Below are 21074 nucleotides of genomic sequence, written 5' to 3' on the forward strand. Positions count from 1 at the left end.
TTCCGAGGAAGGAATTACCGTGACCGTTTACGAAGACATCACCTACGAGGTCGACGGCCCGGCGGCGATCGTCACGATCAACCGCCCCGCCCGCTACAACGCATTTCGCGGTAAGACCGTCGAGGAACTGATCAAGGCCTTCCGCTCGGCATGGGCCGACGACGCGGTGCAGGCGATCATCCTCACCGGTGCGGGGGAGAAGGCGTTCTGCACGGGCGGCGACGTGAAGCAGCGGGCGGAGACCGGCGACTACGGCCCCACCGAGAGCGGCATGTTCGAGATCGGCAACCTGCACAAACTGATCCGCGACGTCCCCAAGCCCGTCATCGCGGCGGTCAACGGCATCGCCGTCGGCGGCGGCCACGTGCTCCACGTGCTCTGCGACCTCACCATCGCGTCCGAGACCGCGAAGTTCGGCCAGGCGGGACCGCGGGTGGGCTCCTTCGACGCGGGCTTCGGCTCGGCGTTCCTGGCGCGCGTCGTCGGCGAGAAGCGGGCCCGCGAGATCTGGTACCTCTGCCGTCAGTACGACGCCGTCACCGCCGAACGCTGGGGACTGGTCAACTGGATCGTCCCCGCGGACCGGTTGCTCGACGAGGCGAAGGCCGTCGCCGCGGAGATCGCGGAGAAGAGCCCCACCACCCTGCGCTTCCTGAAGCAGTCGTTCAACGCCGACACCGACCATCAGGCCGGACTGAGCAACCTCGCGATGTCTGCGCTCGACCTGTTCACGCATTCACCCGAGGGGCTCGAGGGGGCGACGGCGTTCGCAGAGAAGCGCAAGCCCGAGTTCAACAAGTACGTCAACGCCTGAGTCCGACACACACGGGAAGGGGAAACATCATGAGTAACAACATCGCAGTGGTCACAGGCGCAGGATCCGGCATCGGCCGTGCCATCGCGCTCGCGCTCGCCGAGCAGGGCGATCGGGTGGTCGTCGCCGACCTCGACCTGCAGGCCGCGGAGAAGACCGCGGCCGAGAGGCCCGACCGGCTCTTTCCGATGACCGTCGACGTCGCCGACCGGACGCAGGTCGACGCCCTGCGCGACCGGGTCACGGCCGAGGTGGGGGTCGCGAACATCCTCGTCAACGCGGCGGGATGGGACCGCACCGACCAGTTCCTCAACGCCACCACCGAATTCGCCGAGAAGGTCGTCGCCATCAACTACCTCGGCCCTGTACACATGTGCAGCGCCTTCCTCCCCGGCATGGTAGAGGCGGGTAGCGGTGGGCGGGTCATCAACCTCGCGAGCGATGCCGGCCGTGTCGGCAGCGCGGGGGAGAGCATCTACGCGGGTGCGAAGGGCGGCGTGATCGCCCTGTCGAAGTCGCTGGCCCGGGAGATGGCCCGGCACGGGATCAACGTCAACTGCGTGTGCCCCGGCCCGACCGACACACCGCTGTTCCAGGCGCAGGCGGAGAAGCTGAAAGAGGCTCTGGTCAAGGCCATTCCGTTCCGCAGGCTCGCGCGCCCGGAAGAGGTTGCGGCGCCGGTCGTGTTCTTCGCGTCCGAATCCGCCTCGTTCATCACCGGCCAGGTGATCAGCGTCAGCGGTGGCCTCACCATGGCCGGCTGACCGGCACCGGGACGGAGGACTCATCATGACGTACACATACGATGCCCACGCTTATCGTCAGTACTTCGAGCACGACTTCACCTACCTGAACGGCTTCCGGCGCAACACGCACCGGTACGCCGATCGACTCGCGATGCAGTCCCCGTCGACCGGCGAGAGCTGGACGTACGCCGAACTCGGCGACCGGGTCGACCGGCTCGCCACCGGACTCGCCCGCGCTGGTGTCGCTCCCGGCGACGTCGTGGCCTACCAGTTGTTCAACGGCCCGGAGTTCGCCCAGCTGTACCTGGCCGGGCAGGCCTGCGGGGCGGTCGGATCGCCGATGAACTTCCGGCTCGCGTCCGGCGAGACGGCGTACATCCTCGACGCCAACCGTCCCACGGTGTTCGTCTACGACACCGAGATCGGCGAGATGGTGCGGGACGCGCTCGCGCGCTCCACCCACAAGCCCGCGCTCGTCGTCGCCGTCGGTCCGGGAGAGCCCCTGCCGGGGAACGGCTTCGAGGTGATCCGGTTCGACGACCTCGTCGCCGAATCGGCGTCGCCACCGGAGGTGACTCGCACGGTGTGGGACGAGACCACCCGGCTGTTCACGTCGGGAACCACCGGCATGCCGAAGGGCGTCCCGCTCAACAGCATGATCGAGATCTTCAGCGCCCACGACGTGATCATGCACTTCCCGTTGACGGCGGAAGACAAGACGCTGAACATGACGCCGTGGTTCCACCGGGGTGGGCTGTACTGTGCCGGACCGAATCCCACGTTCTATCTCGGTGCGTCGCTGGTGTCGCTGCGCAGCTTCGACGCCGACGTCACGCTCGACCACGTCGAGGAGTACGGGCTGACGTTCCTGATCGGCGCCCCGACCAACCTGGCGATGCTCGCGCGTGCCCAGGAGGAGAAGCCCCGCGACCTGTCCACCCTGAAGGGCATCGTCACGATGGGTGCGCCCCTCGAGCGGGAGGCGGCACTGCACTACCAGAAGGTGCTGAATCCGCGCATCTTCAACGGCTACGGCAGCACGGAAGGTTTCTGGAACACCTTCCTGCGGCCCACCGATCTGCCGGACATGGCAGGGACCGCGGGGCGGGCCTGCATCGACGACGACGTCGCCGTGGTCAAGTTGTTCGACGACCGCCTCGCCGACGCCCACGAGACGGTCGCGAGGGACGGAACAGAGATCGGTGAGGTCGTCGTCCGTTCCCCGAAGGGCGCCAACGCCTATTTCGATGCTCCGGAGCAGGAGAAGCAGAAGTTCCGGAACGGCTGGCTGCACGTCGGCGACCTCGCGACCTGGGACGAGAAGGAGTTCGTGACGATCGTCGGACGCAAGGACGACATGCTCCTGTCCGGCGGCGAGAACGTCCACCCGGTGCAGATCGAGGAAGCGCTGAACGAGCACGCGTCAGTGACGGATTCGCTCGTCGTCGGTGTTCCGGACGACAAGTGGGGGCAGGTCGTCGTGGCCTACGTCGTCGCCACCGCACCGGTCCCGTCCGCCGACGAACTGGACGACTTCTGCCGCAGGCACCCGATGCTGTCGCAGTTCAAGCGGCCCCGTGCGTACCGCTTCGTGGAATCGCTCCCCGTATCGGCAACGGGAAAGAAGCTGCACTACAAGGCAACCGACACCGCACGCAGGGAGTTCGAGAGCGGGGCCTTCGTCACCCCGGGCGCCCGCGGATAGGAGAGAGCACCATGACCATCGAATACGAATCCGAGCATCACCAGTTCCGGGACAGCATCCGCAGCTTCGTTCGCGAGCGGATCGTCCCGCGGCACGAGCAGTGGGAGAGCGAAAGCTGCCTCGACCCGGCACTGTTCACCGACGCGGGTAAGCAGGGCCTGCTCGGTTTCCCGGTCCCCGAGGCGTACGGGGGTCCCGGCGTCGAGGACTTCCGCTACAACGCGATCGTCATCGACGAGGTCAACCGGGTGGGTGCCGCCGCCGCGGGCATCGCGTTCTCCCTCCAGAACGACGTCGTGCTGCCGTACCTGACGGACATGACGACCGAGGAACAGAAGGCCCGGTGGCTTCCGGGAACCGTCACCGGGGAGACCGTGCTCGGGATCGCGATGACCGAGCCCTGCACCGGCAGCGACCTCACCGGCATCCGCACCACGGCCGTGCGGGACGGCGACCACTATGTGGTGAACGGCAGCAAGACGTTCATCTCCAACGGCCAGAACGGCACGCTCTTCGTCGTCGCCGTGCGCACGTCGCCGGACAAGCACAAGGGATTGTCGCTGCTCGTCGTCGAGTCGGACACGCCCGGGTTCTCCCGTGGCCGCAACCTGGAGAAGATCGGGCTGCACGCCCAGGACACCAGCGAGCTGACGTTCACCGACATGCGCGTTCCGGTGGCCAACCTGCTGGGGGAGGAGGGACAGGGTTTCTATCAACTCGTCCACAACCTGCCGCAGGAGCGGCTGTCCCTGTCCGTCGGCGCCGTCGCGGCCGCCGAGGGTGTCCTCGAGCAGACCCTGGCGTACGTGAAGGAGCGCAGCGCCTTCGGGCAACCGATCGCCGGATTCCAGAACACCCAGTTCGTTCTCGCGGAACTGGCCACGGAACTCGACCTGGCCCGCACCTACCTCGACGACTGCATCCGGCAGCACGTCCGCGGGGAGCTGACCGCGGCCCGTGCGGCGCGGCTCAAGTGGTGGACCACCGAACTGCAGGTCCGCGTCGCCGACCGGTGCCTGCAACTCCACGGCGGATACGGCTACATGCGCGAATATGCGGTGGCACGCGCGTTCGTGGACGCGCGGATCCAGACCATCTACGGCGGCACCACCGAGATCATGAAGACGATCGTCGCGAAGGATCTCGGTATCTGACACGGACCGGACTGTGGTTCCGGTCCCCGCGCGGGATACTGTGAATACCCATTCACCGCAGGTTCCGCCACCAAGGAGAGGTCATCTGTCATGGCGAAGGACACGTCCGCCCTTCCACTCGACGAGGCGGTCCGCGCCGTCCGCGTCAGCTCGCGTCGACGTCAGGTGCTCGACGCCGCCGTCACGGTGATGCAGCGGACCGGGTTCCATCAGATGTCCATGCAGGCGCTCGCCGACGAGGCGCAGGTGAGCGTGGGGCTGATCTACAAGTACTTCGGCGGCAAGGAGGAGATCCTCCTCGCCACGATCGTCGACATCCTCGACGCGTTCCGCGATCAGCTCGAGCCCGCGATGGACGCCGCGGGAACCGACCCCATCGAGCGGCTGGCCGCCGGGTTCCGGCGGTTCGTCGAGATCGTCGACGAGAATCTGGACGCCGTCGTGCTGACCTACCGGGAGAGCCGGACCCTCGACCAGGACGGGCGCGAGCGGATCAAGGAACTCGAGGTGGCGACGTCCAAGCCGCTCCACGACGCCCTCGAGGCCGCGATCGCCTCCGGGATCGCGAGCGACCTCGACGTCGACCTGACGACATTCGACATGATGATGCTGGCGCACGGGTGGGCGCTCAAGCACTGGCATTTCGCGTCCCGCTACACCGTCGACCAATACATCACGGCGCAAACACGATTCATTCTCCGCACCGTCTTGTCGGATCGGAGCGCCGCAGCGTACCGGCACCTGACCGAATGACGCGATGGCGTTTCGACGGTGAGATCACCGGCCTGGGCACCGGGTCGGGTGTCCGCATCGTCGTCGGCCACTGGCCGCGATCGCCGCTGGGGGAGTTCACCGACGTGATGGTCGAACACGCCGACGGCCTGCGGGTACTCCTCGCTCCGTCGGACGCCGTCCGCGATTTCGTCACTGCGACGTACACCTTCGACCGGACGGTGATCACGCCCGTCCACTACACGCGGTCCGGCGACAGAAGGACGGTCCGGGCAGGCGACCTGCATGTGCGGTTCGAGGTCGGGGCCCGCACCCCGCTCGGACACCTGCTGAACCTGGTGCCGCGGACCGTCGCGAGCGCGCCGTGGTTCTGCGCGGTCAGCGACCCGATCGCCCGCGTCGTACTCAGCGGTGTGCGCACCCGTGGCACCGCGGGCAACGGGCGTCGCGAATTCTACGGCGCCATCGACCAGCGGCGGCTCGCCGGAATCTCCGCCACCTGGTGCGGCGAGAACCTCGGCGCCCTGACACCGGTCGACCCGCCGGTCCGGTTCGGATTCGGCTCGACCCCGCGGACCCCGGCGGTCACGTCGATCGTCACGACGATCGACGACTAGTCGAAGAGCGTGGGGGACTCTCCCGGCTGATCGCGGGCGGGCGGTTGGACTTCGCCCGCCGGGCTCGTCGCCTTGTGCACCACGGACAGCGTCGTCGTCCGGACCGACAGTCGATGTCCGTCGGGATGCTGCAGCGAAGCCATGCCCTTGCTGACCTCGATGACCAGCCAGGGGCCGGCGTGACCGGACGCCTGCACCAGATCACCCACCTGTATCTGTACGGCTACCACCGCGTCCTCCCAAGGTCTACTGCATCGGCCTGTGCCCAGCGTAGCGACATCGGCCGGTGTCAGCCGACTGACGGGAGCAACCCGTCGAGACGGGGAGGGTCACCTCGATATGATGCACATCGAGGTCTGTCCGAGAACTCCACGACTGATCCGAGCAAGCACGATGACGCGACAGTGGTCACGGCGGTCAATCGGAGCGCTGTCGCGGCGCGACGCCGCGTCCCCGTTCGGGGCTGTCGATGCGGACACGCGAGAAATGCCTGCGCGTCTGATAGCGCTCCTGGTGCGCCCGACCACCCCGCCGCTGTGGCTGGGCATCGTGGTCGCCGCCACCGTGATCACCGTGGAAACCGTTGTGGTGCACCAGCTCGACACGGTCGCGCCGCAGAACGCCTTCGGTGCGGTGTTCCTGCTCGGAGTCCTGGTGGTCTCGGCTCGCTGGGGATTCGTGCTGTCGGTGATGACGACGTTGGTGAGCGCAGTCGTCTACGTCTACTTCCACCTCCAGGTGGCGGGGTCCCTGCTTCCGACCAAACCCGGCGACTGGGTGGCCGTCCTGGTCTTCCTGCCCGTCGCGCTGGTGGCCAACCTGATGGCCGGTCAGGCCAGGTTGCGCACCGCCGAGGCGGTCCTGCGTCGGCGCGAGGCCGAGGCCAGCCGCGACGAACTCGGGATCCTCGCCGCGCATCAGGCCGCACTGCGCCGGGTGGCGACACTGGCAGCGCGTGGAGTGAGCCCACCGGAAGTGTTCACCGCGGTCGCCGAGGAACTCGCGCTCTGGCTGCACGTGGTCAACGCCGTGCTTCTTCGCGACGACGGGGACGGCACGGGGACGTTGGTCGCCGTGCGATACGAGCCGGGGATCACCGGGATGTCCGACACCGGGGACAAAATTCCGATGGAGGGCGACGACGTCGGGGCGATCGTTCTCCGCACCGGCCGTGCCGCCAGGATCGACAACCACGAACACGTCGGCGGGGAAGTCGCGACCCGCATTCGCGAAGGCGGCTTCGGATCGATCGTGGGAGTCCCGATCGTCGTGGACTCCCGGGTGTGGGGTGCGGCGATCGTCGGATCGTGGCGCGCCGAGCCGCTGCCATCGGACACCGAGGCGCGACTCGGCGACTTCGCCGATCTTGTCGCGACCGCGATCGCGAATGCGGTGACTCGTGCCGAACTGCTCGCCTCACGCGCGAGGATCGTCGCGGCCTCCGACGAGGCCCGGCGTCGCCTGGAACGCGATCTTCACGACGGGGCTCAGCAGCGACTGGTGTCGCTGGGGCTCGAGGTGCGGATGACGGAGGCATCGGTGCCTGCCGAATGGGTGGACGTGAAGGAGCAACTGTCGGCCGTCGCCTCGGGGCTGAAGGGGGTGTCGGAGGATCTGCGCGAACTCTCGCACGGAATCCACCCGGCGATCCTGTCGAAGGGAGGACTGGGATCGGCGGTGCGGACGCTGGCACGTCGCTCCGCCGTCCCCGTCACCCTCGACGTCGCAATCGACGACCGCTTCGCGGAATCGGTGGAGGTAGCCGCCTACTACGTGGTCGCCGAGGCGCTCACCAACGCCGCCAAGCACGCGCGAGCCTCCGAGGTGCACGTGTCCCTGGGAACGGAGGACGGCATCCTCCACCTCGTGATCCGGGACGCCGGCGTCGGCGGCGCCTCGTCCGCCGCGGGCTCCGGGCTCCTCGGATTGCAGGACCGGGTCGAGGCCCTCGGCGGCCACCTGCGGATCACGAGTCCGCCGGGTCACGGCACCACTTTGGACATCACCATCCCGGTAGCCGGCGAGTGAACGACGGGCACCCGCGGTATTTACCTGCTAGCGGGAATGCGTAGCCGGCGGTATCGGGTCGACGATGGAGGGCATGGTGTTGCAGCCCGGTCGTCCACGATGCCTGATCGTCGATGACAGCCCCTGTTTTCTGGACACTGCCCGGCGACTGCTCGAGCAGCAGGGCATCCCCGTGGTCGGCACGGTGTCGAACAGCGCCGACGCGATGCGGACGGCCGCGGAACTGCAGCCCGACATCATTCTGGTCGACGTCGAACTCGGCGCGGAGAGCGGATTCGACCTCGCGCGGCGACTCGACGAGTCGTTCGCAGCGGCGGTGATCCTGATTTCCACGCACGCCGAGCAAGACCTGGCCGACCTGATCGCCGGCAGTCCCGCGGTGGGATTCGTGTCGAAGACCGAGCTGTCGTCGGACGCCGTCCGGAACCTGCTCCGCGCTGACCGGGATCGCGTGGCGCCGGTCAGCGAGCCTCGAGAAAGGTGACGACCGCGAGAACCCGTCGGTGATCGTCGCCGGTCTCCGGGAGATTTAGTTTGGTCAGGATGCTGCGCACATGCTTCTCGACGGTTCCCTCGGTGACCCACAGTCGGCGGGCGATGCCGGCGTTGGACCGTCCTTCTGCCATGAGGGCCAGAACCTCCCGCTCTCGCGCGCTGAGTGCCGCGAGTGGGTCATTGCGCCGACGGGCGGAGACCAACTCCTGCACCAGCGCCGGGTCGACGACGGACGCTCCCGCGGCGATGCGCTGCAGGGTGTCGATGAAGTCGTCCACGTCGGTGATGCGGCTCTTGAGCAGGTAGCCGATTCCCCGGCCGCTGGCCAGTAGTTCCATCGCGTGCTCGACATCGGCGTGCGCCGACAGCACCAGGATGCCGACGTCGGGGAACTCTTCGCGTATCTCCCGGGCAGCGTCGAGGCCCTCGGTGGTGTTGGTCGGTGGCATCCGGATGTCGACCACCACCAGGTCGGGCGTTCGCGTCCGGACCAGTTCGAGGAGGGTGGTTGCGTCGCCGGTCTGTTCCAGGACATCGAAGCCGGAGCGGGTGAGCAGACTCGCCACACCCTCGCGGAGCAGGACGTCGTCCTCGGCCAGCATCACCCGTATCCGGGTCTTCGCCGGAGGGTGGGATTCGGCCATCGTCGACCTCGAGTTTCCCCGTCGTCCGTGAGAAAGCGCCCGATCACCGTCGAAGTGATCGATTTCGAGGTTACGTCATCGGCACCGGCCGACACGCCACAATGCCGCCTTGCACACGCCGGCCGGTAATGGAATTGCAGCTAGCAGGAAGACCGAGATTACGGCTGGTAGCACCCGCAACCACCTGCTGGCTGTGGCGACTCCGGAACGTGTTCGGACGAAAATTTACATCAATGGTCGATCGATCATCAACCCGATCACAGCTCCAGAAAACGAAAGGTGAGAACAATGTACAAGCTCGCAATCCGCGCGGCCATCGCCGCAGCCGCAATCGCACCCCTGATCGCCCTCGGCGCCGGAACTGCCTCCGCGGCAACAGCAACCGACAACGTTGCCACGCCCGTCGCGCGGGTCGTGCCGGATGCGGGGCCCGTCACCGACGTGCCGCAGTCGGGCTTCCCCTGGGGCTGGCCGGGAACCTACGGTCCCGAACGAGTGGAGTCCGGCCCGTTCGGTGGCGGTTTCGGTCGCTTCGGCGGTTTCGGACACTTCGGTGGCTTCGGTGGCCACGGCATGTTCTAGCTCGCGGTCGAATGCGTCTCGGCCACATGCACGTTCGACACCACTCGGCGGGGGCCGGTCAGCGCCGCGCGCCGGAGCGGGTTCGGCGAGCGTGGCGTCGGCGATCGGCCTCGGTCATTCCACCCCAGATTCCGTAAGGTTCGTCCGCGGTGAGGGCGTGGTCGCGGCACCGGGCGAGCACCGGGCAGGTCTCGCAGATCTGGCGGGCGTTCGCCTCGCGGCGGGCCCTGGCTTGACCGCGTTCACCGTCGGGGGAGAAGAACACCGACGATGCGACTCCGCGGCATGCGGCCACCTCGCGCCACTCCTCGTGGTGGGGTGCGGCCACGGGGGCCCGTATTCCTGACGTTTCTGCCAACAGCACTGCGGTCCTTCCGTTCCCGGCCCGTGGACGATCCACGTGTCGGGAAACAGATATCGTTTTTCTTCATGTGAGTGCCGGTATCGGTTACGTCCGTTGCCGGATAACAAACCGTACGACCCGTTTGAAGGATATACCGGATGGGCCCCGGGTGTGCCACCAGGTCGGGCGGCCGGCAGTGCGCGCCTGCCGACGCCCGCTGGTCAGGGGAGGGCCGCGACGACGAGCGAGGCCATCGCTCTGTGCCCTTCGTTGGTGGGGTGCAGGGGCATCGTGAACGACTGGGGGACGAGACCCTCGAACCAGCGCCGATCGGACCCGGCGCACGCATCGTGCCCCACCGCGGCGGCGGCCACGTCGACGAACCGGGCGTCGTTCGCGCGTGCCGCATCGGCGAGAACGGAGTTCATTCTCGCGAAGAACTGCACGACGAAGGCGGCGTCGGCATCGCTCGTGGGGACGTAGGGCCAGCAGCCGCGGTCGCCGAAGATGCCGCCGTGTCCCACCAGGAGCACAGTTGCTGCGGGGGACTTCGCGGCGATGGCGGCCAGGGTCGCGGACACCTTCGGGCCGAGCACGGTGAGGGCGTCGTTCATGCGCCGGGCCGTGGTGGCGTCGGAGCGGCATTTCGCGTCGAATCCCGGGGCGGGCGTGTAGCAGGGCTCGACCAGCGACGACCACGCGATGTCGTTTCCGCCGATGCTGACGGTGACGAGCGTCGTGTCCGGCGCGAGCGCCCCGATCTGCGGTGGCTGCGGTCCGGTGACGGTGAATTGCGGTGTTGTCGTGATGTTCTCGGTCTTCGCGCCCGCGCACGCCCGGCTGACGTACGACGCAGCACTCAGGGTGTCGGCGACGATCTGCGGGTACGCGTCGGACGTGCGGAAGCACCCGTCCCGAATCGACAGCAGATCCTGAGGCGACCCGGTGGCTCGCGAATCCCCCAACGCGACGTACCGGACGGCGGAATCCGGCGCCGCGTCGGCCACGGCCGGATGCGACCACGGGAGCGCCAGCGCCACCACGCACGCGCCGAGGACCGAGGACAGGCCCGACTTCACGGGAACGCTTCGAGAACGACCGGATGGTGCGGGCCCGGCGGGTTTTTCGTCATCACTCATCTTATTTCCGTCCGCCGGATATCGCCTCACGTCGACGGACTCGCGGAAATTCGGGCTACCGACGTAACTCAGATACTGCTAGTCTCCGAAACCATGGGAATCTTCAGCGGACGGAATTACCCCGAGATCGACCTGGACGGCGCGGTCGTCGTCGTGACCGGGGGAGGGAGGGGCATCGGACGCGCCACTGCGGAACTTTTCACGGCCCGGGGTGCGACCGTGTGCATCGGTGACCTCGATCGTGCGGTCGCCGACGAGGCCGCGGCGGCGATCGGCGCCCGCGCGTACACGGTGGACGTCGCTTCCGTGGAGTCGTGGCGGCGGTTCGTTGACGACGTGCTGGCGGACTGCGGCCGCATCGACGTGCTGATCAACAACGCCGGCGTCATGCCGCTCGGCGGGTTCCTCGACGAATCCGGCGAGACCAGCCGGATGACGATGAACGTCAACGTGTGGGGACCGCTGCACGGCATGCGCACGGTGCTGCCCGGCATGGTCGAGCGCGGGCGCGGCCACATCGTGAACGTCGCATCCATGGCCGGCAAACTGCCCGTGCCGGGGATGGCCGTCTACAACGCCAGCAAGTTCGGGGCGGTCGGGCTCTCCGCCGCCGTCCGCGCCGAGTTCGCTCCGGCCGGCGTCAGCGTGAGCACCATCCTTCCCAGCGCGGTCCGCACCGGGCTGTCGTCGGGGGTGCCGCTGGGCGGTGGGATGCCGACCGTCGACCCCGAGGACGTGGCGGACGCCATCGTCCGGACGCTCGACCATCGTCGCGCCGAAACCGCGGTGCCCCGCTACCTCGCCGGGTGGGACCTGATCTACGCCGTCGTCCCGGAGCGCCTTCTCGACCTCGGCCGCCGACTCGTCGACGACCGGCGGGCGCTCACCGCCGTCGACTCCGTCGGACGGGCCGACTACGACCGCCGCCTCGCCCGCCAATCGCAGTCGACGTGAGTGCCAAAGAGTGCCGCGGCACTCTTTGCCACTCACCTGCGGCGTGATCGAAGCGCCGGTATCAGGTGACGTCAGGCCATCAGCGGGGCGAGCCGTTCCGCGTGCTCCCGCAGTGACGGGACGTGCCGCAGCATGAGGTGTTCGTGATCGACGTGCCCCGACAGCGCCAGACTGCCGACGAGCGCCCCCGCTCCGGACCGGACGGGGACGGCGACGCACGCCGACGCGTCCCGCAGCTCCGCGAGTTGGGTGGCGAACCCCTGGCTCCGGATCAGGTCCAGATTCGCGAGCAGTTCACTCCGCACGACGATCGTGCGGGCCGTCAGCGCCCGCGGCTCCCAACGGGGAATCACGGATTCGAGTTCCGACTTCTCCGCGAGGAGAAGCTTCCCGACCGCACACGCGTACAGGTGCTGGTTGAGGAACGACTCGTCCTCCGGCGGCGGGTATTCGGGGTCGGCATCGGCGGTGCGAACGGCGACGTTGGTGTAGTAGAAGAGGTGGACCCCGAAGCGCACCGACAGTCGCAGCTCGGCGAGGACCGCCCGCGCCGCCGCACACACGGTGGGCACCACGGCTGCGTCGACGAGGACCCCGATCTTCTGGCCCAGGGCGAACCCCGACAGGTCGGGGAGCCGCACCACATAGCCCTCGCCGACGAGGATGTTGAGCAGCCGGTACGTGGTCGCCGACGGCATCGACAGGCGGGCCGCGATGTCTTTCGCCGTCACACCCGAACCGGCGCGGGCCACTTCCTCGAGCACCCGCAGCGCGCTGGTGACGGCCTTCGGCTGCCGCCCCGACAGGGCCCGGTCGTCGGCGTTCACCGGCGGACCTCCCACGGGCGGTAGCGGCCCAGCAGGTCGTCGGCGACGGCCTCGTCGTACACACCCATCCGTTCTCCGATTCCGGGGGATCGCCGGGCGCGGATCGCGAACACCGCGGCGCCGAGAAGCATCAAAAGCACGTAGACGGCGGTCGCCGCGCCCGCGACGTACGTCCGCGAGAACGCCGCCCACCCGACCAGCGCCACCATCGCCGTCGCCGCCAGCGCGCCGATGACCAGGGGGAGCCGGGTCAGTTCGCCGATCCGCCGGAGGAACGCGGGCGTCGCGACGCACAGCAGCACGTACGCGAGGACGTAGCCGTGGGCGGACACGGCGAGCAGCCCGATCAGGACGTCGCGGCTGGAACCGCTGACGAACAGGTAGAGGACGGGGACGGCGACGATCACCGGCATCGCGACCGCCAGCGCCACGTGCGGGGTGTGGAACCGGTGGTGCGTCCGGCCGAACACGGTCGGAACCACCCCTTCGCGGCCCATCGCGAACAGTGTTCGCGACAGTGCGGTCGTCGAACCGAGGACGCAGGCGAACCAGGAGGCGGTGATGCCGAGTTCCATGACGATCGACAGCGCGGACGAACCGGCGCCGGACGGGTCGGGCAACGTGAGGACGATCGGCAGCGAGTCGACACCCTGCCGGACCGGCTCCGGCAATTGCAGGGCGGCCGCGAACACGTACAGGACGCCCAGCGCGATCGGGGTCCACCGGATGGCGCGCGGAACGGTGACGAACGGGTTGCGGGCCTCCCGCGCCACCGTGCCCGCACTCTCGAATCCGACGAACGACGTGATCGCGAGCAGTACGGCGAACCCGACCGCGGACCCCGATTTCGCGCCGCCCGCGGACGGGGTCGCGCCCTCCCGGACCGATTGGACGAACGCGACCACGAGCGCGGCCGAGGCGGCGACGATGGCGAAGACCTCGATGGCGAGCATGATCCGCGCCGACAACTGCACCCCCCGGATCATCAGCATCAGGGCGAGCAGTCCGACGATCGCCGCGAGGACCGCGATGAGCGTCGACCCCGCCGGAAGCCCGACTCGGCCGAGCAGCGCCGCGAGGTAACTCGCCGCGCCGAGCGTGCTCGCCATGGCGGCGGCCGCGTAGCCGACGAGCAGCGACCAGCCGCCGGCGAAACCGGGCACCGCCCCGAGTCCCTTCACGATGTAGCTGTAGAGACCGCTGACCGCCACCATCCGGGTGGCGAACTGGCCGACGCAGTAGCCGACCGCCGTCATCAGAATCGCCGCGGCGACGAACACCGCGATGGTCGCCCGGCCGGCGTCGGGGATGACGAGCGCGGGCAGCGTGACCATCACGGCCGACGGTGCGACCGCGGACACGGACTGCCCGAGCACCTGGACGAAACTCAGGCGCGCGCGCTCGAGACCGGCGACCGGTGATCTACTTCTGATTCTCGGTGTACCGGACACCACGCACCTGCTCTCCACACTTTCTCGCCTGCCCGCGCGTGATCGACGCCGGGCTGCATGAGTTGCACGCTAGCGCAGGAGTCGAGCGGGATGCGCGGATCGGAATTAATTTTCGGTCACCTCGAATGAGAATGGCCGGGGAATTCGTTCCCGATTCCGGAGCCTGCGCCTGCGCGCGGGGCGGGTCAGCTGCACCGAGCCGGAAAGCTGGAATGAGAATCGCCGCCGCCGCGGCCGGAAAAGTCGAATGAGAATGCCGCAGGCGCGGATTCCCATCCGGATTTAGTAGTGACCGGCGACACATCCGGGGTTTATCGTGGATTCAGGCGCAGCACACGACGCGAAATCTTCCGCCAAAAGTGTTCTGCCGAAGCCGGATTCATTCACAGTTCCGTTCACCCCATCGAAGAGGACATGATGACTGCAGTCGTTCACACCCCCGCCGCCCTCGACCCCCGGGTCGTCGACTTCGTTTCGTCCCCGAAGCGCATGTTCGTCGACGGCCGCTGGGTGGACTCGGCGTCGGGGCGGACGTTCGAGACGGTCGATCCCGGCACCGGACAGGTGATCACGACCGTGCCGCACGCCGGCATCGAAGACGTGGACCGGGCGGTGGCTGCGGCCCGGCGGGCGTTCGAATCCGGGCCCTGGCGCACGCTCACCCCGGCCGAACGCCAGCGGATCCTCTGGAAGATCGGCGAGGGAATCCTCGCCCGCGCGGATCAGTTCGCGCAGCTCGAGTCGATCGACAACGGCAAGTCCGTGGCGGTGGCCAAGGCCGTCGACGTGACGTGGGCGGCGGAGATCTTCTTCTACTACGCCGGCTGGGCCACCAAGATCGAGGGCCGCACCATCCCGGTGTCGGTGCCGTGGGCGCCCGGAGCCCGCTTCCACGCCTTCACCACCCGCGAACCGGTCGGCGTGTGCGCGCAGATCATCCCGTGGAACTTTCCGCTGGTGATGGCCGCGTTCAAGGTGGCGCCCGCGCTGACCTCCGCGAACACCATGATCCTCAAGCCCGCGGAGCAGACCCCGCTCACCGCGCTGCTCCTCGCCGAGGTGATCGCCGAGGCCGGCGTCCCCGACGGCGTGTTCAACGTGCTCACGGGTTTCGGTGACATCGGCGCGGCGCTGTCGAGCCACGACGACGTCGACAAGGTCGCGTTCACCGGCTCCACCGAGGTCGGAAAGAAGATCGTCAACGCCGCGTCGGGGAACCTCAAGAAGGTGTCCCTCGAACTCGGTGGCAAGAGCCCGCAGGTCGTGTTCTCCGATGCCGACCTCGAGACCGCGATCCCGGGCGTGGCGAGCGGGTTCCTGTTCAACGACGGCCAGGCCTGCACGGCCGGAACCCGGCTGCTCGTCGAGGACAGCATCTTCGACGAATTCACCTCCGGGGTAGCCGATTTCGCGAAGTCGCAGAAGATCGGTCCCGGACTAGACCCGGCCAACGACATCGGCCCGCTGATCTCCCAGGAACAACTGGGCAAGGTCACCGGCTACATCGACGCCGGACTCGCTGACGGCGCCCGCGCCCTCTCCGGCGGCCGGCGGCACGGCGACACCGGTTTCTACGTCGAGCCCACCCTGCTGGTCGACGTGAACCGCGACTTCAGCGTGTACCAGGAGGAGATCTTCGGACCGGTCGCCGTCGCGGTGCCGTTCAACCGGGAGGAAGGCGTCCGGGCGGCCGCCAACGACACCCCCTACGGCCTCGCCGCCAGCGTGTGGACCCGGGACGTGTCCCGCGCCCACGAGGTGGCCGCCGAGATCAAGGCCGGCACCGTGTGGGTGAACTGCCACAATGCGTTCGACACGGCGCTGCCGTTCGGCGGCTACAAGCAGTCCGGGTGGGGACGCGAACTCGGTGAGGGCGCCATCGCCGAATACACCCAGAGCAAGTCCGTCAACATCGCGCTCTAGAGGCCGTGACCGGAGGCGAATGAGAACAGCCCTGCGTGCGTTCTCATTTGCCGTCGACGAACCGTGACACTTCGGCAACCGCGCCGACAACCCGCAGCCGCATGCTCGTTCCGGAGCTCATCGCGGAGCATCCACGCAGACCCTCTCCTCGTGAAAGTCGAAGGAAGCCATGACAACCAACGCCTCACCGCAGTCGAGTGCAGTCAGCGACGGCGCGTCTCGCAGACTGGCAGGCACCCTCGGTCCGGGTGCCATCGTGTTCATGGTCGTCGCAGCGGCGGCCCCGTTGACCGTGATCGCCGGCACCGTCCCGCTGGGGATCTCGGCGGGCAACGGCGCCGCCTACCCCGCGTCGTACCTCGTCTGCACGGTGGTGCTGCTGTTCTTCGCCGTCGGATTCACCGCGATGGCCAAGCACCTCCCCGGCGCCGGCGCGTTCTACACCTACATCACGCAGGGCCTGGGCAGGCACGCCGGTCTCGGCTCCGCGTTCCTCGCGCTGCTGTCGTACACCGCCGTCCAGGGCGCGGTCTACGGATACATCGGGGCCGCCGTCAACGATTTCGTCACCGCACACGGTGGTCCCGCACTTCCCTGGTACGTGTGGGCCCTGGCCGTGACCGCCGTCGTCGCGATCCTCGGGTACCGGCACATCGACCTGTCCGGCAAGGTGCTCGGCGTCCTGCTCGTCTGCGAGGTCGGCATCGTCCTCGTCATCGACGCCTCGGTCATCCTTCGCGGCGGCGGTGACGAGGGATTCTCGACGGCGGCATTCCACCCGGGCGAGTTCTTCTCCGGGGCACCCGGCATCGCCCTGATCTTCGCCATCGCCGGGTACATCGGATTCGAGGCCACCGCCGTCTTCCGCGACGAGGCCCGCGACCCGGGCCGCACCATTCCCCGCGCCACCTACCTGGCGTTGCTGGTCATCGGCGGCTTCTACGCACTGTCGAGCTGGGCGATGGTCAGCGCGTGGGGCGACGAGGGCGCGGTGGCCATCGCCACCGAGAACCCCGAAGGCATGATCACCGAGACCGCCACCCGCTACGTCGGCGCGATCGCCGGCGACCTCGTCCAGATCTTCCTGATCACGAGCCTGTTCGCCGCGCTGCTGTCCTTCCACAACGTGCTCTCCCGGTACATCTTCTCGCTCGGCAACAGCGCGGCCCTGCCCGCAGGCTGCGGCCGCTCGCACGACAAGCACGCGTCGCCGTACGTCGCGTCGGTCGTGCAGACGGTCTCCGCCCTGGTCCTGATCGTCGCGTCCGCCGTCGCCGGACTCGACCCGGTGGCCGAGGTGTTCGCCTGGTTCGCCGGGGTGTCCTCGGTCGGCATCGTCGCCCTGATGACCCTGACGTCCGTGGCCGTTCTCGTCTACTTCGGCCGGACCCGGGTGGACCGGCGGCTGTGGAACACGGTGATCGCACCGCTGCTCGGACTCGTCGGCCTGGCCGGGCTCCTGATCATGACCGTCGCCAACCTTCCCCTCCTCGTCGGCGGGTCCAGCACACTCGCCGCCGTCATCGGGGTCCTGCTCGTCGGAACCTTCGCCGGCGGAGCAACAGTCGCAGTACTCCGGCCCCACGCCGCACGACAGAACACCGCACTACCGCAGCACCACACGAACGACACCATCATCGACAAGGAGATCGCACGATGAGTACCGCCACCACCGAGACCCCGGCCACCGTGAGGTCCGCCGCCCCGGATCACCCGCTCACCCCGCTGTCCGCGGACGAGATCCGCTCGGCGAAAGCACTCCTCACCGACGAGGGCCTGATCGGCGAGAACGTGCGCTTCGTGTTCGTCGCGCTCGCCGAGCCGCACAAGTCCACGGTCCTCGCGTTCACCCCCGGCGACCCGATCGAGCGGCGCGCCCGGATCCTGCTGCTCGACCGGTCCACCGGCATCGGCACCGACCTCGTCGTGTCGGTGACGGAGAACCGCGTGATCAGCTCGACCACCGTCGATTCCGCCACCGACGGTCACGTCCCGATCCTCGACGAGGAGTTCGAGGACATCGAAGCGTTCCTGCTCGGCAGCGCCGACTGGCTCGCCGCGATGGCGAAGCGCGCCATCGAACCGTCGAAGGTCCGGGCGGTTCCCCTGTCGGCCGGTGTGTTCGGTCACGAGGACGAGGTCGGGCACCGCATCGTCCGCGTCCTCGCCTTCCATCAGGAGGACAAGGCGGACCTGCCGTGGGCGCACCCCATCGACGGGGTGGTGGCCTACGTCGACCTCACCGAGCGTCGCGTGGTGAAGGTGGTCGACGAGATCGAGCTGCCGGTGCCCGCCGAGCGCGGCGAATGGGACGCCGAACCGCACGCGACACCCACCCGCACCGATCTCAAGCCGATCGAGATCACGCAGCCCGAGGGTGCCAGCTTCTCCGTCGACGGCAACGAGATCACCTGGGCCGACTGGAAGTTCCGCTTCGGCTTCGACGTGCGCGAGGGACTGACGCTGCACCAGCTCTCGTTCGACGACGGGGGAGTCGAACGCCCCGTGATCTACCGTGCGTCGATCGCGGAGATGGTGGTCCCGTACGCCGACCCGTCGCCGGTTCGGTACTGGCAGAACTACTTCGACCAGGGGGAGTACCTGTTCGGTCGGTACACGAACTCGCTCGAACTCGGCTGCGACTGCCTCGGTGAGATCCAGTACTTCGACGTCACCATCGCCGACGAGTCCGGCGACCCGCGGGTGATGAAGAACGCGATCTGCCTCCACGAAGAGGACTACGGCGTCCTGTGGAAGCACACCGACATGTTCAACGGCATGACCGAGACCCGCCGCTCGCGTCGCCTCGTCATCTCGTTCTTCCTCACCATCGGCAACTACGACTACGGGTTCTACTGGTACCTCTACCTGGACGGCACCATCGAACTCGAAGCGAAGGCCACCGGAATCGTCTTCACCTCCGCGTACCGCGGTGCGGACGGATTCTCCACCCAGATGGCTCCCGGACTTGGTGCCCCGTTCCATCAGCACCTCTTCTCCGCCCGCCTCGACATGGCCGTCGACGGCAACGTGAACACCGTCGAGGAAGTGGACGCCGTGCCCGTCCCGATGGGTCCGGAGAACCCGTGGGGCAACGCCTTCCGTTGCCAGAAGACGAAGCTGACCACCGAATCCGAGGGGCAGCGCACCGCCGACAACCTCAAGGCCCGCGTCTGGCACATCACCAATCCCACCAAGCAGAACAGGCTCGGACAGGACGTCGGGTACGCCCTGCACCCCGAGGGACAACCGGTGCTCCTGGCCGACCCGTCGAGTTCGATCGCCGCCCGCGCCGCGTTCGCGACCAAGCACCTGTGGGTGACCCAGTACGACGAGTCCGAGCGCTATCCCGCAGGCGACTTCGTCAACCAGCACCCGGGCCAGGCCGGTCTGCCGGCCTTCGTGGCGGGCAACCGGGACATCGACGGCGAAGACCTGGTGCTGTGGCACACGTTCGGGCTGACGCACTTTCCCCGGCCCGAGGACTGGCCGGTCATGCCCGTCGACTACGCCGGGTTCAAGCTCAAGCCCGTGGGGTTCTTCGACCGCAATCCCGCGCTCGACCTGCCGGCGAGCACCGCGAAGCACTGCTGCGAGGGCTAGACGTCGTGACCACTGTCTTCACTACGGCCTTCTTTACGGCCGTCCGCCGCACCAGCCACTGGTGGCGGCGGGCGGCCGCGGCCCTCGCGGTCGCCACGGCGGGACTCCACGCCGCGACGCTCGGTGAGCATGCGGCAGCGTCGCCGATGGTCGGGCTGGTGACTGTCGCGATGATCCTCGGTTGCCTGTACTGCGCGGGGCACCTGTGGATGCGGGGTTCGCAGCGGGACTGGGGGCTGGTCGCGCTGATGAACGTCGGGATGATCGCGCTGCACCTCGCCGTGATGAGTCCCGGTTCGGGCGGCGGCCACCACGGGCACGCGATGCATGCGGCGGCCTCGGCGCCGATGGGGCAGTCGCTGTCGACTCCGATGGCGGCGGCCCTCGCGACCGCCGCGCTCGAAGCGGTGGTCGCCGTGACGGTGCTCTTCTACCGCAGCCGGCTCGACCAACCCCCCACGTGAGTGGGAAAGTGTGCCCGGGGACGCTTTGCCACTCACCTGGGGGTGGGCGCGTCAGGCCACGGTGGTTGCGCCAGGCCCTGGCTCGCGTCCTGCTGCGCGAGTTGCGCTTTGATCCGCGCGGTGGCGTCCAGGAGCGATTCGTTGTTGACCGCGGCGGCCGCGGCGGCGTCGTGCTCCAGGGCGGCCTCGACAAGACGCAGCTGGTACTTCCACAGCGAGTCGTCCTCGGTCGTGTCGACGGTGCCCTCGGCGCCGACGATCTTGTAGGCCCGGCAGCGCTGCCACAGCGCGCGGATCATCTCGACCAGCACGGGATTTTCGGCGGCCTCGTACAGGATCGTCAGCAGCGCCTCGTCGTGGTCGAGATAGGCCACCACCCGCCGCTCGTCGAGGGCGGTGCGCATCAGCGTGAACTCGTCCTGCATCCGGGCGCTGTCCTCGGCGCTGATCCGCTGCGCGCCCAACCGGGCGGCCTCTACTTCGAGCAACCGGCGCACGTCGTAGACGTGCACCAACTCGGCGAGGGTGAGGCCCTTGACCACCGCCCCCTTGTGCGGTGACCGCTCGGCCAGCCCCGCTTCCTCGAGTCGGCGGATCGCCTCGCGCACCGGCATCACGCTGGTTCCCACCTGTTCGGCGAGATCCCGCACGCGCAGGCGGGCACCGGCAGGCAGATCACCGTTCATGATCGACTCGTGGATCATGTCGTAGACCTGGTCGGTCAGCAGTGATGTTTCGGCGCGCTTGGATATTGGCACGACTCAAATATAAACGGCACGGCCGATCGCTACTGTCGTCCGGGAATTGCCGTCTCGCCCGGTCCAGAGCGTTTACGCTCTTCGGAGGTTCTCCG

At 68.2% G+C, this 21074-nt stretch carries 21 protein-coding genes; 14 read left to right on the top strand and 7 right to left on the bottom strand.

What is annotated here, in order from left to right:
* Positions 1-19 precede the first annotated feature (19 nt).
* From MLGJGCBP_RS30000 to MLGJGCBP_RS30025, 6 genes are all read left to right on the top strand, one after another.
* Positions 20-814: an enoyl-CoA hydratase-related protein gene (locus MLGJGCBP_RS30000; protein ID WP_160100151.1), complete on the top strand. Its 795-nt coding sequence runs from the start codon at positions 20-22 to the stop codon at positions 812-814.
* A gap of 29 nt (positions 815-843) precedes the next feature.
* Positions 844-1578, top strand: coding sequence for an SDR family NAD(P)-dependent oxidoreductase (locus MLGJGCBP_RS30005; RefSeq protein ID WP_160100153.1), 735 nt, complete (start codon positions 844-846; stop codon positions 1576-1578).
* A gap of 25 nt (positions 1579-1603) precedes the next feature.
* Positions 1604-3265 carry a class I adenylate-forming enzyme family protein gene (locus tag MLGJGCBP_RS30010; protein ID WP_160100155.1) on the top strand — a complete coding sequence of 554 codons (1662 nt, stop codon included), beginning with the start codon at positions 1604-1606 and terminating at the stop codon, positions 3263-3265.
* Between the two features lie 11 nt (positions 3266-3276).
* A complete protein-coding gene (locus MLGJGCBP_RS30015; RefSeq protein WP_160100157.1) occupies positions 3277-4419 on the top strand; it encodes an acyl-CoA dehydrogenase family protein in 1143 nt (380 codons plus the stop codon).
* A 90-nt stretch (positions 4420-4509) separates the two neighbouring features.
* Positions 4510-5172 (top strand): TetR/AcrR family transcriptional regulator, encoded by a 663-nt coding sequence (locus MLGJGCBP_RS30020; protein ID WP_160100159.1) that lies wholly within the window; start codon positions 4510-4512, stop codon positions 5170-5172.
* Positions 5169-5768: a hypothetical protein gene (locus tag MLGJGCBP_RS30025; RefSeq protein ID WP_160100161.1), complete on the top strand. Its 600-nt coding sequence runs from the start codon at positions 5169-5171 to the stop codon at positions 5766-5768. Before MLGJGCBP_RS30020 ends, MLGJGCBP_RS30025 begins: the two co-directional genes overlap by 4 nt.
* On the opposite strand, the gene MLGJGCBP_RS30030 is transcribed toward MLGJGCBP_RS30025, so the two are convergent.
* Positions 5765-5998 (bottom strand): hypothetical protein, encoded by a 234-nt coding sequence (locus MLGJGCBP_RS30030; RefSeq protein WP_087560418.1) that lies wholly within the window; start codon positions 5996-5998, stop codon positions 5765-5767. The two genes, MLGJGCBP_RS30025 and MLGJGCBP_RS30030, sit on opposite strands and share 4 nt — an antisense overlap.
* A 256-nt stretch (positions 5999-6254) precedes the next feature.
* Between MLGJGCBP_RS30030 and MLGJGCBP_RS30035 the strand changes: the two genes are divergently transcribed.
* Together MLGJGCBP_RS30035 and MLGJGCBP_RS30040 are read left to right on the top strand one after the other, a co-directional pair.
* Entirely contained in the window at positions 6255-7796 is a 1542-nt protein-coding gene (locus MLGJGCBP_RS30035; RefSeq protein WP_160100163.1) for a GAF domain-containing sensor histidine kinase, read from the top strand.
* Positions 7797-7860: 64 nt separating this feature from the next.
* A complete protein-coding gene (locus MLGJGCBP_RS30040) occupies positions 7861-8280 on the top strand; it encodes a LytR/AlgR family response regulator transcription factor (RefSeq protein ID WP_160100165.1) in 420 nt (139 codons plus the stop codon).
* On the opposite strand, the gene MLGJGCBP_RS30045 is transcribed toward MLGJGCBP_RS30040, so the two are convergent.
* Positions 8258-8935, bottom strand: a complete 678-nt coding sequence (locus MLGJGCBP_RS30045; RefSeq protein WP_160100167.1) for a response regulator — start codon at positions 8933-8935, stop codon at positions 8258-8260. The genes MLGJGCBP_RS30040 and MLGJGCBP_RS30045 overlap by 23 nt on opposite strands.
* Positions 8936-9223: 288 nt before the next feature.
* Here MLGJGCBP_RS30045 and MLGJGCBP_RS30050 point away from each other — a divergent pair, with 288 nt between their 5' ends.
* Positions 9224-9517: a hypothetical protein gene (locus MLGJGCBP_RS30050; protein ID WP_160100169.1), complete on the top strand. Its 294-nt coding sequence runs from the start codon at positions 9224-9226 to the stop codon at positions 9515-9517.
* A gap of 58 nt (positions 9518-9575) precedes the next feature.
* Here the strand turns inward: MLGJGCBP_RS30050 and MLGJGCBP_RS30055 are convergent, their stop codons facing one another.
* The gene (locus MLGJGCBP_RS30055) at positions 9576-9881 is read right to left on the bottom strand and encodes a WhiB family transcriptional regulator (protein WP_087560413.1); all 306 of its coding nucleotides are present in this window, start codon (positions 9879-9881) and stop codon (positions 9576-9578) included.
* Positions 9882-10081: 200 nt separating this feature from the next.
* Positions 10082-10939 (bottom strand): SGNH/GDSL hydrolase family protein, encoded by an 858-nt coding sequence (locus MLGJGCBP_RS30060; protein WP_160100215.1) that lies wholly within the window; start codon positions 10937-10939, stop codon positions 10082-10084.
* Between the two features lie 153 nt (positions 10940-11092).
* Here MLGJGCBP_RS30060 and MLGJGCBP_RS30065 point away from each other — a divergent pair, with 153 nt between their 5' ends.
* Positions 11093-11953: an SDR family oxidoreductase gene (locus MLGJGCBP_RS30065; protein ID WP_160100171.1), complete on the top strand. Its 861-nt coding sequence runs from the start codon at positions 11093-11095 to the stop codon at positions 11951-11953.
* A 71-nt stretch (positions 11954-12024) separates the two neighbouring features.
* Here MLGJGCBP_RS30065 and MLGJGCBP_RS30070 read toward each other — a convergent pair whose 3' ends face one another.
* Both MLGJGCBP_RS30070 and MLGJGCBP_RS30075 read right to left on the bottom strand, forming a co-directional pair.
* A complete protein-coding gene (locus tag MLGJGCBP_RS30070) occupies positions 12025-12780 on the bottom strand; it encodes an IclR family transcriptional regulator (protein WP_124391604.1) in 756 nt (251 codons plus the stop codon).
* Positions 12777-14231 carry an APC family permease gene (locus tag MLGJGCBP_RS30075; protein ID WP_201453235.1) on the bottom strand — a complete coding sequence of 485 codons (1455 nt, stop codon included), beginning with the start codon at positions 14229-14231 and terminating at the stop codon, positions 12777-12779. The genes MLGJGCBP_RS30070 and MLGJGCBP_RS30075 overlap by 4 nt, the downstream gene beginning before the upstream one ends.
* Before the next feature lie 417 nt (positions 14232-14648).
* Here MLGJGCBP_RS30075 and MLGJGCBP_RS30080 point away from each other — a divergent pair, with 417 nt between their 5' ends.
* The 4 genes from MLGJGCBP_RS30080 to MLGJGCBP_RS30095 all read left to right on the top strand — a co-directional run bounded on the left by MLGJGCBP_RS30080 (position 14649) and on the right by MLGJGCBP_RS30095 (position 20221).
* A complete protein-coding gene (locus MLGJGCBP_RS30080; RefSeq protein ID WP_160100175.1) occupies positions 14649-16154 on the top strand; it encodes an aldehyde dehydrogenase family protein in 1506 nt (501 codons plus the stop codon).
* A 169-nt stretch (positions 16155-16323) separates the two neighbouring features.
* Positions 16324-17814 (top strand): APC family permease, encoded by a 1491-nt coding sequence (locus MLGJGCBP_RS30085; protein ID WP_160100177.1) that lies wholly within the window; start codon positions 16324-16326, stop codon positions 17812-17814.
* Complete coding sequence (locus tag MLGJGCBP_RS30090) at positions 17811-19757, top strand: primary-amine oxidase (protein ID WP_160100179.1); 1947 nt, start codon at positions 17811-17813, stop codon at positions 19755-19757. The genes MLGJGCBP_RS30085 and MLGJGCBP_RS30090 overlap by 4 nt, the downstream gene beginning before the upstream one ends.
* 5 nt (positions 19758-19762) lie before the next feature.
* Positions 19763-20221: a hypothetical protein gene (locus MLGJGCBP_RS30095; RefSeq protein WP_160100181.1), complete on the top strand. Its 459-nt coding sequence runs from the start codon at positions 19763-19765 to the stop codon at positions 20219-20221.
* Positions 20222-20253: 32 nt separating this feature from the next.
* Here MLGJGCBP_RS30095 and MLGJGCBP_RS30100 read toward each other — a convergent pair whose 3' ends face one another.
* Positions 20254-20973, bottom strand: a complete 720-nt coding sequence (locus tag MLGJGCBP_RS30100) for a GntR family transcriptional regulator (protein ID WP_160100217.1) — start codon at positions 20971-20973, stop codon at positions 20254-20256.
* Between the last annotated feature and the right edge of the window lie 101 nt (positions 20974-21074).

The sequence above is a fragment of the Rhodococcus sp. T7 genome (assembly GCF_009872365.1).
Taxonomy (GTDB): Bacteria; Actinomycetota; Actinomycetes; order Mycobacteriales; family Mycobacteriaceae; genus Rhodococcus_F.